Below are 12,468 nucleotides of genomic sequence, written 5' to 3' on the forward strand. Positions count from 1 at the left end.
TCGCGTTCTCAACGGGAATGGTCCAGCGGTGGGGCTACGTACCAGGGCGGACGATTGAGCGGATGATTGCGGAAGAGGAGAGCGGAACAAGCGCTAGACCCGTAATCGTCGATAACGGCGGATTTGACGAGTGGTTACGAAGCGAGAGGAGGCGTAAACGTGGCGAAAATTAACGTTATCCTTTGTCCGAAATGCGGACGCGATCTGCATACGAAGTACTATCGCTACTGTGGCGAATGTGACACCCGGGGAGTTTCCGCACAGCGCGAAAAGAAGCGCATAGACTTCGCGGAGTTGACCGTAGTTGACTGGTTTAGTTCGCGAAGCAGCGCCGGGCTAACGCTACAGGACGCGGAGGGCAAACGCTATTCCGTATACATGTCGGATATATTCCGATACCTCGACGGAACGAAAATTGCTAACGTTGCGCTCGAGGAGACGAAGAAGGGCAGCGCGTACGGCTGGCGGGTTATTGCGAAGGAAAACGAAGAGGAGGCGCAAGTATGAGCGCGGATAAGGCGAAAGTAATCGCGGAGGTTAAACGAGCGATAGAGCGTCTAGACAGTGTGATTAGCCGGATTGATAACGGTGATATGGGGTTTTCGGAAGCAGGAGACTGGTTGCACAATTGCGGGGATACGGTTGTTAGCGCGCTCGAATCAGCGCTCGACGCTATAAAGGAGGCCGATTAATTGGCGAAGTTATTTACGCGAATTGGAGCCGAAGCTGCAACGGAGTCAGCTGCGCAATCGCTCGGTAAGAAGCGTGGTGATACGCTAGTACGCGAATTCCTAACGCAACTTGACGCATATTACACTTCCCCAGCGTCATCCTTTTACGACGACGCTATCAGCCGCAGATATTACGAACAGAAACTCCGCTATTTGCGCTATATCCCGTACCCGGATGACGGATTGATTACGTTCGGCGCGTCCGGTACAAATCTCTGTGACCGCCAGCTTGCGTTTAAAAACGCTAATGTCAGGGTTGAGAAATCGGATGACTTAGCGTTCCGCGGACGACAGCGGCGGAGTGGTACGGCTATCGTCGATTACCTTCAGCTCGACATCGTACACATGCCGAAGCGACTCGGTAAGGCCGCGAAGTTTCGTATGGCGGAGCATCCGGTAGTTATCGACGATGACCCGGAGAATAAGCGGACAGTTACGGAGTGGTATTTCGAGGAGTCTGCGCAAACCCGGCGAGTGTTTACGCATCCGCATCCGGAAACAGGCGAGTTGGTTACGTTCGCCATTACCGCTAAGCCGGACGGAATCCTCGATTACGAGAACAGCAGCGGAGGCAAGCGCATCCTGTTTGAATACAAGACAAAGGCGTCCGGACTCCGCGCTATGAACGGTAAACTCGATTACAAAGGCGCACAGGACGATCATAAGCGCCAGGTAACCGCTGAATCACTAGTCTTCGGATTGGACGGCGTAATCATAGCGTACGAATCGACGCAGAAGCCCGCGTGGTTCGACGATACGGACAACGCATCGGTTACGAAGGGGCAGAAGACGTGGGAGAACGGCGCACCCCGGCCGGACATTCGCGCTTTCTACGTCGAGGTAACGGAGGATATGCGGAATGCGCTGCTGTCCGACCTAGCGCGCCAGGCTGCGCTTGTGTACGAATCGAAGCGTACAGGCAAGATTCCGGACGTTACCGTTGATATGACGGGTTCCTGCGGATTCTGCGCGTACGGAGCGCATTGTCGCGAAAGGCTGACGGAAGATAACCGCGCTATGCTGGAGCGTGTGGAAGCGCAAATGGCTGCGTCACAGTTCGCAGGGAAAGCGGATCATCGTAATTTGCGGAATTATCTTAGCAGGGAGGGTGACGCAGAATGAACGCAGAAATTGCGAAGGAAATGGTGGTATTCGCGGCATTTGCGGAGATTGTAGAGGGGCTTAAGCAGAGCGAAGTCGATACGATGGAGGCGGAAATTGGCGCGGAGATGTTACAGAGGATTGACGATTACGTAGACGCAGCCGGGGACGGAACGGTATACCGCGAGGAATGTCTCGTACTGCTGCGCCAGAAACTTCGCGAATCGGCTACGCGGCTGCTTGCGCTGATTGAAGCAGAAACGCCGGAAGACAGCGAAACAGACGCGTTTTTCCGCAAACAAGCGCAGGACATTCCGGATATGCTTGCGGAAGAAGGTGCGCAATCTGACGAAGTCACAGCGGAGCAAGCCGCAGACTGAACGGTTTCTTGGCCTCGATCTCAGTTTATCGCCGGGACTCGCGGTCATCGACGTCACCAACCGGATTCCAACGCTAATCTACGCAGGCTCCATCGCAACCACTTCGGACGATTCCGATGCCGTTCGGAGTGAGGCGGTAGCCGCGTTCATATCGACTAACGCGTTCAGATTCCGACTCTTTGACGCTATTATCCGCGAAGATTTCCTGTCCGGCCGCAATAAGCGCGCTACGCAGACGATATTCTCCGCATGGGCTGCGGCTGATCGAGCGCTAAATGCGTACGGCTTGCGTGTGGACGCGGAGATTAACGGGGCGACGGTTAAGCGGATTATAACTGGAAACGGTAAAGCGGAGAAGGCGGAAGTTGCGGATGCCGTCCGCAAAATACTCCGATTACCGGACGATTACGTATGGGCGAAGGGTAACGATGACAGCGATGCGGCCGCGGTCGTGCTTGCGTGGCTAATACGCGAGGGGAAAATCGATATTTAGCGGAGGGATTGCGGATGAAAACGTTCAGTAACGCAGAACTGGCGGACATTATCGAAAACGACGGAATCGGATACGCCATCGAGTGGACCGTTGGTGTTGAGCGCATCGAAGACCCGGATACTCGCGAAATGTGGGCGCAGGCGCGTACGTTACTCGGCACAATAAATCAACGCTGCTTTGACGCTAGGGCGTTGGCAGAAGATAATGCGCCATGACAGCGTTAGAACAGCGCGTTATTGAAATGATCCGCTGGGACATTGCGCAGATTGACCGGGAGATTGATTCGCTCGAAACGCGATTGTGCGCAGTCCTGGCGGAGAGGAAGCGGAAGGTAGCGGTATTATTGGAGTACGAACGAAACCACAGCGAGGGAGATGCGTAATTTTGACGCAGTTGCTAACAGAAGAGTTTATCGCGAAATATCCGGAGTTTCCGGCGGAAATGAATGCGCTCGGCCAATTCGTGTACATGCGGACATATTCGCGGTTTCTGGCGGATAAAGGGCGGCGTGAAACGTGGAAAGAGACCGTCCGCCGGGCAGCGGAATATAACGTCCAGCTTGGCGTTAAGCATACGGAGAATATCGGCTATCCGGTTGATTACGAGTGGCACCGTAAGGAGGCGGAGTTGCTATTCGACAATATGTTCCATTTGCGCCAATTCTTAAGCGGACGGACACTGTGGGTCGGCGGAGCGGAGGGCGGAGTTGCCGAGAAGTATCCGCTGGCTAACTTCAATTGCAGCTTTATCAACATCCGATCGTGGGCGGACCTTGGTGATTTGTTCTATCTGTTGCTCGTTGGTACCGGCGTCGGATTCAAGATTACGAAGAAATTTGCGGCCGAACTCGCGCCTATCCGGACGAACACAACGTTGCTCCATTCGGAATACGAACCGGTTCCGAAGGCCGCGCGGTATGAGCGGACACAACTTCGGGATATGGCAAACGGGTACGCGAAGATTTACGTAGGCGATAGCAAAGAGGGCTGGGTCGAGTCACTACGCCAATACCTCGACATCCTTACGCAGCCAGCGTATGAGCATATTCATACCGTTAAGATTTCGTATAACTCCGTACGCCCCAACGGTGAGCGCTTGAACACTTTCGGGGGCACGGCATCGGGCCACGTTCCTCTCCGCGAAATGTTCGACGGAATCGACCGCGTATTGAAGAACCGGATTGAACCCGGACTCGCTCCGTTAGGAGACGTTCTTACGTGCTATCATGACGACGAAACGGATGACTGCGGAAACCCTACCGGGTACCAACGTGTGCGCCCGATACACATTCTCGATATCGCAAACCTTATCGGAGCTAACGTAGTTGTCGGAGGCGTGCGTCGGACAGCGGAAATTGCGCTATTCGACGCGGACGATTACGAGTGTATCTTCGCCAAGTACGGACTTAACGGTATATGGGACGCAGATAAACACGCCGCCGTTATCGCGAAAACGCGAGCGCTAGGCCTTGCGGAACAGGCGCAATTTCTCGAAACACTTCCGCTGTTTAATCCGGATGCCCGTCCGCTGCATCACCGCCGTATGTCGAACAACTCGATCGCATTTGAATCGCAGCCATCGCGCGAATTTCTGAACCTGATATTCACGATGATGCAGGCGGAAGGCGAACCGGGATTCGTCAATCTCGAAGAGGCGCGCAGACGGCGTCCGAACGCGGAAGGTTTAAACCCATGCGCCGAGATCCTGCTGGACTCGTACGGAGTCTGCAATTTGACCACCGTTAATATGACCGCATTTGTTAACGCTGATAGTACGCTCGATCGCGAAGGCATAACGGAAGCCCAACGCTTATCCGCGCGCTGCGGTATGCGTATGACGCTCGCAATGTTGGAGATTCCGCATTGGAACGATGTTCAGCAGCGCGATCGCCTCCTCGGTACGTCGCTAACCGGCGTAAAGGACGCTCTCGCACGGTTGAACTACGTTGAGACGCAAGAACAGGCGCTACTCTACGAACTCGGCGTCGCTGCGCGGACGGAAGCGGACGCCTACGCCAAACAACTCCGCGTGTCATCGCCATTACTCGTCACAACGGTTAAGCCGGAGGGTACGATATCGCAAGTTGCTGGCGGAGTTTCTAGCGGTCTTCACTGGTCGCACTCACCGTATTATATCCGCCGTATCCGTATCAACGCCGCTGATCCGCTGGCCCGCGCGGTTATCGATCTCGGATGGACGGTTAATCCCGAAGTGGGAACGCCGGGCAATACGCACGACGAGCGCATGGCTAACGCCCGGACGTACGTCATCGACTTCCCGATCGCATCTGGCGCAACTGAAACGAAGGATGACGTATCCGCAGCGCGTCAACTCGATACGTATTTCCGATTCCAGCGGTATTATACGGAGCATAATTCGTCGAATACGATTACGGTCCGGCCGCAGGAATGGGCGGAAGTCGAGCGTATTGTATACGAAAAGTGGGACGAATTTACAGCGGTATCCTTCCTCGCGTTGGGTGGCGGAACCTACCAGCTCGCACCGTATGAGGCGATCTCTCAGGCGGAGTACGAGCGGATGGCTGCTGATATGGCTCCGTTTGACCCTGCGATTCTGCAACGTTACGAGAGCGGCGTAGGCAGCGATTTAGACGGCGCTGATGGATGCGAGGGAGGAGTATGTCCCATCCGGTGAGCAGCGCTCCAATACCGCGCATTTTAACCGTCAAACCCATGCGCATGAGTCCGCTGCTATACCGGATACTAGACGTCATCTACGAGACAGATGAGCGGCAATTAGCGCGCATATCGAACGCATTTGCAACGTGGACTGATTCAGCAAAGATACGGAGGTAGAAGATGCGTATGGCTTTAGCGGAGGGTTCCGGGTGGTATCGGAGTCTTCCGCTTTCTTTAAAAATATTTTCGTAAGGGAAGCGGAATGTGCGCGAAACAAGAGGGCCGTAGGTAATATTACTGTATAAGGATAGGCGGAAGGGGGAGCAAGAGTGGGCGGATTTAACGTATTGAACGAGATTGCTGGCGCGCCAATTACGGAGGTTACCGGATGGGGTTTCATTGCTTTGTTCCTATTCGTCGCAGGTGTAGTTATATTTGTCCTGGCGGCGATAGAGTTGGAGGGGCCTGCTGTAGTCTTCGGATTATTTCTGGCTGTCGTTTTTGGTGCAATCCTGTTGGTCTTCGGTTATACGCACGAGACCGGAGAATACGAACCAACGCGCTACGAAATCACGCTGAAGCCTGGCGCAATCATCGACGCTACACGCTGGGATATCGTAAGCCACCGCGGAGAAATCTACGTTATTCAAGAACGCAAGCCAAGCGCAGATTAACGTAAAGGAGACGGACACATGCCGCTACCGAAAGATTCGATGTTCTTCGGATTTGCTGCAAGAATGACGGAGGAACAACGCATCTACGTCGATTCCATTTTCGATAATCAGATTACGTTCGTTAACGCTAAGGCTGGGACCGGCAAGACTACGCTGGCTGTCGCGGTTGCTCGCATGATTGGTAAGCCGCTGGTCTACGTAATATCCCCGGTAGAAGAGAAGCGTATGGGCTTCCTGCCCGGCGATCTGAAGGCGAAGGAATCCGTATATTTCACTCCGCTGGAAGACGCGCTGTACGAGATTGGCGAAGATCCGCGCAAGGTGATATACGATAAGGAAAACGTAGAGGCTCAGAAACGCGGAGACGTATGGGTGTATCCGAAGTCTCACGTATATGTCCGTGGGACTAACGTAAAGGGGAAAACGGTAATCATTTCGGAGGCGCAGAACTTCACACGCGGCGAGCTGAAGAAGGTTCTTACACGCTTGCATGACGATTGCCGCGTAATTGTCGAAGGCCACTCGGAACAATGCGACCTCCCCGATCCGAAGAAATCCGGATTCATTCCGTATCTTGAACATTTTCGCAATGAGCCGTACGCCAACGTATGCGAATTAACCGTAAATTTCCGCGGTAAGCTGGCGCAACATGCCGATGCCTTAACGTGGTGACGTAAATAAGCGAAGGGGTGACGGATATGGAGACGGTTAAACTGCGCTGCATACTCGCAGACGACGATTGCTTTACGCTGGGCGGTGTATACGAGGCCCGCGAAAGCCTTGCATATTATGCGCTAACGGATGACATGGGCGATATTCAAGCGTTCACGAAGCGGCCGGACGAGGACGGAGATTCATACGCAACCTGGTTCGAGTTGGTAACGGAGGAGGATCGCGTTAACAACGACGATTACCGGACTTACGAGTGCGAAGAGTGCGGCCTCAAGGTTATGGTTGAGCGCGGTACTTACGCGGAGGATAACGATATGTGCGCGGAATGTTGGTGCGCATACCAAGGAGGTTAGCGCAGCTATGACGCAGCCTAACGAAGCACCTCCGCAAGCCCTTCGCATCGACCGCACAGCAACCGGATACCGCATCCGGCCGGAGAAGCCAGCGGAACAGTTAGCGGAGGATTGCGCAGCCATCGGCGTATGTATCGTCGGATTAATCGTAGTAATGGCGCTACTGGCGTAAATACAAATCGAGGAGGAAGCGGAACATGGCGAAGTATAACGAAGTGAAGCGTAAGGCTTGCGTAGGTGAGCGGATTAAGATTGTTAATCGAATTGATAACGAGCACCGTTACGAAAACGGCGACGAGTTTATGGTTATGGCTGATTGGGGCGCAGGAGACGTTCGGGTAGACGTGGCGGGCGATGCCGCGTGCGTATTCCTGCGCGAGTACGTAGTTCTCGAACCTGTTCCGGAAGCTACTCCGCAGCCTGCCGCATCTGTTCCGCAGCTTCCGGAACTATTTGCGCAATTCCTGCGCGATAACTCCGCCGCTGTTCGTGCGTACCTTGACGCTGTTGACCAGCAGGCTGGCGGTCCAGTTACGGAGCCTATCGTTAAGCCTGCGGAAACTATTGCGGCAGCAAAGCCCTTAACACGGGCGGATGTGCTTGCGCAGGCTAGCGCTGATGTTGCGGAGTTGCTGCGAATCGGGCGGAGTGACGACGATATGCTCAGCGGTAGCAAGCATTTCCGCGCGCGCTGGTATGACGTAGATTTCGTCGTTAACCGCGAAAAGCGCACGGTTGTCGCGTTGGTGTACGAGATCAACGGCTTGAGCCGCACATTCGCACGTTACAGAAGCAAGCCTGATGCGAAAGGTATCGCTCGCTGCGCGCCAGATGACGTTTTCCATACGGATATTGGTCGGGCGATTGCGTTACGGCGCGCGCTGGGGTTAGTGGTTCCTATTGCGTACACGCAAGCGCCGAAACCGGAGGAGCCGCGTGTTGGTGCGAAGGTTCGCGGAGTTGGCGATGACAATGATTTTGGCGTAATCGGAACGGTAACAGAAATGCGTCCGGTCGACTACCTTGATGCGGATAACGGACTAATCGTCGATACGTTCTCTGGTAGCGGTTGGAACTATATCCGGGACGTAGCAGTAATCGACGATACTGACGTAGTTTATGACGTTGACTACGCAAAGGAGGCGGAGTAGTTGCGCAAGGTATTTGCAAAGTCATCCCTCGGACTATTGGCGGCTTTTATTACGGTGATCGCCGGAGGAAGCGCTGCTGAAGCGTACACGAACGGTCTGCTGGCGTTGATATGCGTTGAGATTGCAGATAAAAGGGAGGCGGAGTAGTTGAAGGTTAAAATCAGGCGCCTGAGTCCAGACGCTGTGATTCCGAAGTATGCAACGCAACTATCCGCAGGCTTCGATTTAGTAGCGGTAGAGGACGTCATTATCGAGCCGGGCGCTACCAGCGTAAAGGTTCCGCTGGGCTTGTCGTTTGAGTTACCGCCGGGATACGTCATGTACGTTATGATGCGGTCGGGAATCGCGTTGAGGACGAAGCTGCGGCAATCGAACGGTATCGGCGTTATCGATGCGGATTATCGCGGGGAAGTAGCGATGCTGTTCGATAACGTTTCGAGGCCGCGTCGTAAGGTTTTTCTGCGCCACCCTCCGTACTGGAACATTTCATCCAATCGCGAGGGGACGTACATCATTCGCAAAGGCGATCGTATCGCACAAGGCGTAATCCAGCGCTATGAACCGGTAACGTTCGTTGAGGTAGCGGAATTGAGCGAGACGGAGCGCGGAGCTGGCGGCTTCGGTAGCACTGGCGTAAGTATAACGGAGGTTAGCGAATAATGCGTGATATCTACGTAATCCTTATCGACGGCAATCTGTACCGCAAGGACAGCGCAATCCGAACGTATAAGACGCGCGAACGTGCGGAGGAAGAGGCGCGCAAAATTGGACGCTATTGGAGTTACCGCGACAGTAAACTCGAGGTCGGCCGCTTTACTGCGGTTGAGGTGACGGAGGTATCCGTTGCCCGTCCGGACTACTCCGCACCGTGTCCGTATATTGTTCCGGAAAAGGAGGACGCAAATTGAACGTTATCTGCATCGCACACACGGCGCTATCAGACGAATTTCTTTCGCAGTTTGATTACGTAAAGGACGTCGGAGTATGCCGCCAGATGCGGAATCCTTACGTCGATGACGGACGCAATCAACGCGCGGCCATAGCGCTTACCGCTATTCGTACGTGTTACTCACCGCTACCACCTACGCAAATCCTTCCGCGAGAAGGCGCTAAGTATTTCGGTCAATCTGCGTCAGATGGCGAAGGCGGAACGGAATCTGACCGGTTATTCCGCCACATCATGCGGTCTGGTCATGCGTCAACCTGCGAACATGTGGTGTACACCTTCGCGGTTGAGTCCGTCAGCCGAGCGTTATTGGCGCAACTCACCCGCCACCGTCAGCTTTCGTTCAGCGTACAATCGCAGCGCTACGTTAAATTCGGTAGCAATGACCGTAGTCATGGATTCGATTACGTTACGCCACGCTCGCTCCACGGAAAACACGTCAACTATAACGGCGGTATGTCAGCGGAAGAGGTATACGAAAGCGCTATGCAATCGCTTCAAGCGCATTATGACGTTTTGCGCGAAGCTGGCGTACCGGCCGAAGACGCGCGCATGGTTCTTCCGCAAGCCGCAACGTGTAATCTCGTATTAACCGGAAACCTCCGCGCCATCCTCGAACTTTACGCCAAACGCAACAAGTCAACGCACTCCCAATGGGAGATCGCTGACTTAGCCGAAGCTATCCGCAAAGAAATAACGAAAATTGACGCTTGGACGCAGCTATTCTTCGATTACTATTCGCAATCTTAGCCCTCCTGTTATCACTACCAGACGCAATTCCTACCGTCCCGTCTCCGTCAGTCCCAGCGGAATCCTCCGAGTGGCAAACGTATGAAGCTACGGCCTATACCGCTCGTTGTCGCGGCTGTATCGGTATTACGGCGGATGGGACTGACGTGCGAAAAACGCACACGGACGCAGACGGACGTAGGATTGTCGCAACCGATCCGGATGTGATTCCGCTAGGGACAGCGTTAGAGATACGGTTAGCGGACGGTAGCGTAATTGAGGCGATAGCGGCGGATAAAGGCGGGAGGATACGCGGTAAACGGATTGACGTGTTACATCGGACATATGCGGGGGCTGTCGAGTTTGGACGGCAGAACGTAGAGGTGCGGATAATAACGAAAAACGAGGAGGAAACGATATATGAGCGTAAAATACCGCGAGGTTAAACGTAAGGCGAAGGTTGGCGAGAGGGTTCGGATTATAAACGCGTGGGAAACGTACGGAGCGTACGAAAACGGAGACGAGGCGTTGGTGACGAGGATGCTCGGAAGCGGAGTGCAGATTGACCGCCAATACGGCAACGGAGGCAGCGTTGTTGTTGCGGATAATGAGTACGCAGTCCTCGAAGAGGTTACAGAGGCGGTAGCCTCATTAGCGGTAAACGCTACGGAATCCCCTGCGCAGGCATCCTCTGTCCTCATCCGCCCTGACCCGTCCCTTAACGGAATCCAGCGCGAATATACGCTGGAGAAACGCAAAGCCAGCGTCGGGGATGCGGTTATGCACATGTACCGCGGCGCATCGGACGGAATCGTTGCAACAGTTACCCGCACGGACGATGACGGGGCGGTGCGCTTTCTCGACGTCTTTGATCCGGAGTTAGGCAGGTATGTTTGCGGATTCAATGCGGACGCTTACGTGGTCCTTACACCGACCGACGTAATCCACATTGACGGAGAAAGATTCCGCATGGTCGAACGGAAGGCTACGGTGGGAGAGCGGATTATTGTTACCGTTAGCGGAGAGTGGGCGCTTAATGGTAAGGACCGCTACTCTAACGCGGGGGATGTCGCAAAAGTACGGGAATGTGGCGGCTGTTTCGTTTCCGCTGATCTTACAGAAAATAAGCGTTACTATCAGGACGGAGTATGGAGCGTAAATCACGAACGATACCGTGTACTCGAGCCTATTACGAAACCATCCGCCAACCTCTCCGCGCCCGCATCGCAAGAGGACGTCGTAGCGGCGCTAACTGTCAACCTTTCGCGCCTTCAACGCGAATTTGACGAATATAAAGCGGAAACTGACGCGCAGTTTGCGGAGATTGCAGCGCAAATGGAGGCGAAAGGTTGCGGAGGTAGTGACGCAGATTACGTAAAAGTGGCGTCCGGCTCCGTAACCAACCGACGTGATGACGTTGTGCGGCGCGCGATTGCGGATATTGAAGGCGTTAAAACTCCGTGGAATATTAACGCTGATCCGCAGCCACTTGTATACGTCAGCGGAATATGCGTAGTCGACGTGGAATTCGTAATCAACCGCGAAAAACGTACGGTAGCTGCTATCGCTCGCTGGCGGTATAACGGAAAAGTAGTAGCGCGAGGAATCGCAAAATGTGCGCCAGGCGACGTATTTAATACGCACATTGGCCGCGCAATAGCGTTAAGGAGAGCGCTGGGCCTCGAAGTACCGCAAGAATACGTTAAATGTCCGCAGCCAGCGGAGGGTGACGTTAGAGTCGGCGATATTGTTGCGGCAACCTCCGGTATGGCAGCGTCGTTCTTTCCGCAAAGCAGCGGAGTAGTAACTTCGCTCAAACGTAGCTTGACCGGTAAGCAGGCGTTATACTTCCGCAGCTCCGCAGCATCGCGCTCTGACGGAACAATCTGGACATTGGCGGAAGAGGTTGCCGTAATCGACGATTCCGCACGTTACGACTCGGAGGCTGATGCGCAATGACTACGTACCCTAACGTTGCCCTGTGCGGTAAGATGCGGTCCGGAAAAAGCGTAGTGGCGCAGTATCTTGCGGAGAAATACGGATATGCGGAGTTTGCGTTCGGGGACGAACTGAAGCGAACGGCTCACGAAATGTTCGATATTCCGGAAACTCCGAAGCCCCGCGAACTTTATCAGTGGTGGGGGCAGACGTTAAGACAGCGCGAGCCTGACATATGGGTGCGGAAGTGTTTTGATAGGATATCGGATGAAGCGATGTTTCTCGACGCCTACGGAGATATTCTTCGTTCGCTAATCAGCGACATCCGCCAGCCCAACGAGTATTCCCGCTGTCGTGCGGAAGGCTACGTTATCATCCGCGTAAATGCACCGGAGGAGCTGCGCAGACAACGGGCCTTAGCGGAAGGGGATGCGTTCGATTCCGCCAGCCTTGCGCACGAGACGGAGCAACACGTCGATTTATTTGCGGTTGATTACGACGTTTACAATACCGGAACATTTGAGTCGCTTCGCGAACAAATTGACGCGATTATGGCGGCAATAGCGCTAGAGGAAGGATAACGCAAAATGGACGTATACGAGGCGTATAAACGCGGATACGAAGCGGGGTATTTCGTAGGCTATCGCGATGGCGTGCGTAA

20 protein-coding genes are annotated in these 12,468 nt (G+C 54.2%); all 20 read left to right on the forward strand.

The window, feature by feature from the left end; genetic code table 11:
* Positions 1-159: 159 nt before the first annotated feature.
* The 20 genes from DQG13_RS19845 to DQG13_RS19920 all read left to right on the forward strand — a co-directional run bounded on the left by DQG13_RS19845 (position 160) and on the right by DQG13_RS19920 (position 12,388).
* Positions 160-507 carry a hypothetical protein gene (locus DQG13_RS19845; RefSeq protein ID WP_113021519.1) on the forward strand — a complete coding sequence of 116 codons (348 nt, stop codon included), beginning with the start codon at positions 160-162 and terminating at the stop codon, positions 505-507.
* Positions 504-692 carry a hypothetical protein gene (locus DQG13_RS19850; protein ID WP_113021520.1) on the forward strand — a complete coding sequence of 63 codons (189 nt, stop codon included), beginning with the start codon at positions 504-506 and terminating at the stop codon, positions 690-692. Before DQG13_RS19845 ends, DQG13_RS19850 begins: the two co-directional genes overlap by 4 nt.
* On the forward strand, positions 693-1,853 hold the full coding sequence (locus DQG13_RS19855) for a hypothetical protein (RefSeq protein WP_258525775.1): 1,161 nt from the start codon (positions 693-695) through the stop codon (positions 1,851-1,853). It begins immediately after the preceding gene.
* Positions 1,850-2,212 carry a hypothetical protein gene (locus DQG13_RS30880; protein WP_181592860.1) on the forward strand — a complete coding sequence of 121 codons (363 nt, stop codon included), beginning with the start codon at positions 1,850-1,852 and terminating at the stop codon, positions 2,210-2,212. Before DQG13_RS19855 ends, DQG13_RS30880 begins: the two co-directional genes overlap by 4 nt.
* Positions 2,157-2,705, forward strand: coding sequence for a crossover junction endodeoxyribonuclease RuvC (locus DQG13_RS19860; RefSeq protein WP_181592861.1), 549 nt, complete (start codon positions 2,157-2,159; stop codon positions 2,703-2,705). The genes DQG13_RS30880 and DQG13_RS19860 overlap by 56 nt, the downstream gene beginning before the upstream one ends.
* Before the next feature lie 14 nt (positions 2,706-2,719).
* Entirely contained in the window at positions 2,720-2,920 is a 201-nt protein-coding gene (locus DQG13_RS19865) for a hypothetical protein (RefSeq protein ID WP_113021522.1), read from the forward strand.
* Positions 2,917-3,087: a hypothetical protein gene (locus DQG13_RS30885; protein ID WP_181592872.1), complete on the forward strand. Its 171-nt coding sequence runs from the start codon at positions 2,917-2,919 to the stop codon at positions 3,085-3,087. The genes DQG13_RS19865 and DQG13_RS30885 overlap by 4 nt, the downstream gene beginning before the upstream one ends.
* A gap of 59 nt (positions 3,088-3,146) precedes the next feature.
* Entirely contained in the window at positions 3,147-5,360 is a 2,214-nt protein-coding gene (nrdJ, locus tag DQG13_RS19870) for a ribonucleoside-triphosphate reductase, adenosylcobalamin-dependent (RefSeq protein ID WP_113021590.1), read from the forward strand.
* 313 nt (positions 5,361-5,673) lie between these two features.
* The gene (locus tag DQG13_RS19875) at positions 5,674-6,018 is read left to right on the forward strand and encodes a hypothetical protein (protein ID WP_113021523.1); all 345 of its coding nucleotides are present in this window, start codon (positions 5,674-5,676) and stop codon (positions 6,016-6,018) included.
* Between the two features lie 18 nt (positions 6,019-6,036).
* Positions 6,037-6,690, forward strand: a complete 654-nt coding sequence (locus DQG13_RS19880; protein ID WP_113021524.1) for a PhoH family protein — start codon at positions 6,037-6,039, stop codon at positions 6,688-6,690.
* A gap of 26 nt (positions 6,691-6,716) precedes the next feature.
* Complete coding sequence (locus DQG13_RS19885) at positions 6,717-7,043, forward strand: hypothetical protein (protein WP_113021525.1); 327 nt, start codon at positions 6,717-6,719, stop codon at positions 7,041-7,043.
* Positions 7,044-7,050: 7 nt separating this feature from the next.
* Positions 7,051-7,215, forward strand: a complete 165-nt coding sequence (locus DQG13_RS30890; RefSeq protein WP_181592862.1) for a hypothetical protein — start codon at positions 7,051-7,053, stop codon at positions 7,213-7,215.
* A gap of 25 nt (positions 7,216-7,240) precedes the next feature.
* Entirely contained in the window at positions 7,241-8,194 is a 954-nt protein-coding gene (locus tag DQG13_RS19890) for a hypothetical protein (RefSeq protein ID WP_113021526.1), read from the forward strand.
* Positions 8,195-8,341 (forward strand): hypothetical protein, encoded by a 147-nt coding sequence (locus tag DQG13_RS30895; RefSeq protein ID WP_181592863.1) that lies wholly within the window; start codon positions 8,195-8,197, stop codon positions 8,339-8,341.
* Positions 8,342-8,854 carry a dUTP diphosphatase gene (locus DQG13_RS19895; protein ID WP_113021527.1) on the forward strand — a complete coding sequence of 171 codons (513 nt, stop codon included), beginning with the start codon at positions 8,342-8,344 and terminating at the stop codon, positions 8,852-8,854. It abuts the gene before it with no gap.
* A complete protein-coding gene (locus tag DQG13_RS19900; protein WP_113021528.1) occupies positions 8,854-9,102 on the forward strand; it encodes a hypothetical protein in 249 nt (82 codons plus the stop codon). Before DQG13_RS19895 ends, DQG13_RS19900 begins: the two co-directional genes overlap by 1 nt.
* Positions 9,099-9,890, forward strand: coding sequence for an FAD-dependent thymidylate synthase (thyX, locus tag DQG13_RS19905; protein ID WP_113021529.1), 792 nt, complete (start codon positions 9,099-9,101; stop codon positions 9,888-9,890). Before DQG13_RS19900 ends, thyX begins: the two co-directional genes overlap by 4 nt.
* A gap of 146 nt (positions 9,891-10,036) precedes the next feature.
* The gene (locus DQG13_RS31915; RefSeq protein WP_181592864.1) at positions 10,037-10,315 is read left to right on the forward strand and encodes a 3D domain-containing protein; all 279 of its coding nucleotides are present in this window, start codon (positions 10,037-10,039) and stop codon (positions 10,313-10,315) included.
* On the forward strand, positions 10,290-11,828 hold the full coding sequence (locus DQG13_RS19915) for a hypothetical protein (RefSeq protein ID WP_113021531.1): 1,539 nt from the start codon (positions 10,290-10,292) through the stop codon (positions 11,826-11,828). The genes DQG13_RS31915 and DQG13_RS19915 overlap by 26 nt, the downstream gene beginning before the upstream one ends.
* Positions 11,825-12,388 (forward strand): AAA family ATPase, encoded by a 564-nt coding sequence (locus tag DQG13_RS19920; RefSeq protein ID WP_113021532.1) that lies wholly within the window; start codon positions 11,825-11,827, stop codon positions 12,386-12,388. The genes DQG13_RS19915 and DQG13_RS19920 overlap by 4 nt, the downstream gene beginning before the upstream one ends.
* Positions 12,389-12,468 lie beyond the last annotated feature (80 nt).

The organism is Paenibacillus sp. YN15 (genome assembly GCF_003285005.1).
GTDB lineage: Bacteria > Bacillota > Bacilli > Paenibacillales > NBRC-103111 > Paenibacillus_AR.

Bases quoted from the DNA above. Each gene is read 5' to 3' on its own strand.
- DQG13_RS19850 (WP_113021520.1), top strand. From the start codon at position 504: ATGAGCGCGGATAAGGCGAAAGTAATCGCGGAGGTTAAACGAGCGATA.
- DQG13_RS30880 (WP_181592860.1), top strand. From the start codon at position 1,850: ATGAACGCAGAAATTGCGAAGGAAATGGTGGTATTCGCGGCATTTGCG.
- DQG13_RS19865 (WP_113021522.1), top strand. From the start codon at position 2,720: ATGAAAACGTTCAGTAACGCAGAACTGGCGGACATTATCGAAAACGAC.
- DQG13_RS30885 (WP_181592872.1), top strand. From the start codon at position 2,917: ATGACAGCGTTAGAACAGCGCGTTATTGAAATGATCCGCTGGGACATT.
- nrdJ (WP_113021590.1), top strand. From the start codon at position 3,147: ATGAATGCGCTCGGCCAATTCGTGTACATGCGGACATATTCGCGGTTT.
- DQG13_RS19880 (WP_113021524.1), top strand. From the start codon at position 6,037: ATGCCGCTACCGAAAGATTCGATGTTCTTCGGATTTGCTGCAAGAATG.
- DQG13_RS19885 (WP_113021525.1), top strand. From the start codon at position 6,717: ATGGAGACGGTTAAACTGCGCTGCATACTCGCAGACGACGATTGCTTT.
- DQG13_RS30890 (WP_181592862.1), top strand. From the start codon at position 7,051: ATGACGCAGCCTAACGAAGCACCTCCGCAAGCCCTTCGCATCGACCGC.
- DQG13_RS19890 (WP_113021526.1), top strand. From the start codon at position 7,241: ATGGCGAAGTATAACGAAGTGAAGCGTAAGGCTTGCGTAGGTGAGCGG.
- DQG13_RS19900 (WP_113021528.1), top strand. From the start codon at position 8,854: ATGCGTGATATCTACGTAATCCTTATCGACGGCAATCTGTACCGCAAG.
- DQG13_RS19915 (WP_113021531.1), top strand. From the start codon at position 10,290: ATGAGCGTAAAATACCGCGAGGTTAAACGTAAGGCGAAGGTTGGCGAG.
- DQG13_RS19920 (WP_113021532.1), top strand. From the start codon at position 11,825: ATGACTACGTACCCTAACGTTGCCCTGTGCGGTAAGATGCGGTCCGGA.